Annotated in this window: 1 pseudogene; it reads left to right on the top strand. The window is 67.1% G+C overall.

What is annotated here, in order from left to right:
• A pseudogene (locus ACFTZB_RS45745) lies at positions 1-972 on the top strand (pyruvate dehydrogenase (acetyl-transferring), homodimeric type); the annotation flags it as partial.
• Positions 973-1167 lie beyond the last annotated feature (195 nt).

A 1167-nucleotide genomic window follows, 5' to 3' on the forward strand; every position in this document is an offset into this window, starting at 1 on the left:
ACCGCGGTCGGCACCTCCTACGCCACCCACGGGGAGCCGATGATCCCGCTGTACATCTTCTACTCGATGTTCGGGTTCCAGCGCACCGGCGACGGACTGTGGGCCGCGGCCGATCAGATGGCCCGCGGATTCGTCCTCGGCGCCACCGCCGGCCGCACCACCCTGACCGGGGAAGGGTTGCAGCACGCCGACGGGCACTCGCTGCTGCTGGCCTCGACCAACCCGGCGGCGGTGGCCTACGATCCGGCGTTCTCCTACGAGATCGCGCACATCGTCAAGGACGGGCTGCGCCGGATGTACGGCGGCACCGACGGCGTGGACGGGTTCGGTGGCGAGGACATCTTCTACTACATCACCCTCTACAACGAGCCCTACTCCCAGCCCGCCGAACCCGCCGACCTGAACGTCGAGGGCCTGCTCAAGGGCCTGTACCTGTTCAACAAGTCCGAAGCATCGGGCCCGAAGGCGCAGATCCTGGTCTCCGGTGTCACCATGCCCGAGGGGCTGCGGGCGCAGGAACTGCTCGCCGACGAGTGGGGTGTGGCCGCCGACGTGTGGTCGGTCACCTCCTGGGGTGAACTGCGCCGCGACGGCATCGAATCCGAGCAGCAGGCGCTGCGGGACCCGGGCACCGACGCCCCGCTGCCCTACGTCACCCAGGCCCTGTCGGATGCGGCCGGCCCGTTCGTGGCCGCCTCGGACTGGATGCGCGCCGTCGCCGACCAGATCCGCCAATGGGTCCCCGGCTCGTACACCACCCTCGGCACCGACGGATTCGGGTTCTCCGACACCCGCCCCGCCGCCCGCCGGTACTTCAACGTCGACGCCGAATCCATCGTCGTCGCCGTCCTGTCCGCCCTCGCCGGCGAAGGCACCCTCGACCGCTCCAAGGCCGTCGAAGCCGCCACGAAGTACCGCATCGACGACGTCCGCGCCGCCGCCGTCTCCTACACGGATACCGGCACCGCCTAGAACCGGTCGGATGTGACGTTGTAACCGTACGGCCGTCCGCTATTGACAGAACTCGATGGACACGGTTTTCTCTATGTCAAGATACGAAACTGTGTTTTCGCATCGTGGAAGTTTTGCCAAGTGCGGAAGGTGGGTCATTTCATGACTGAGCGTGTTGAGGTCGGCGGTCTGCAGGTCGCGAAGGTGCTCTACGAC

The sequence above is a fragment of the Rhodococcus sp. NPDC057014 genome, assembly GCF_042673295.1.
Taxonomy (GTDB): domain Bacteria; phylum Actinomycetota; class Actinomycetes; order Mycobacteriales; family Mycobacteriaceae; genus Rhodococcus_F.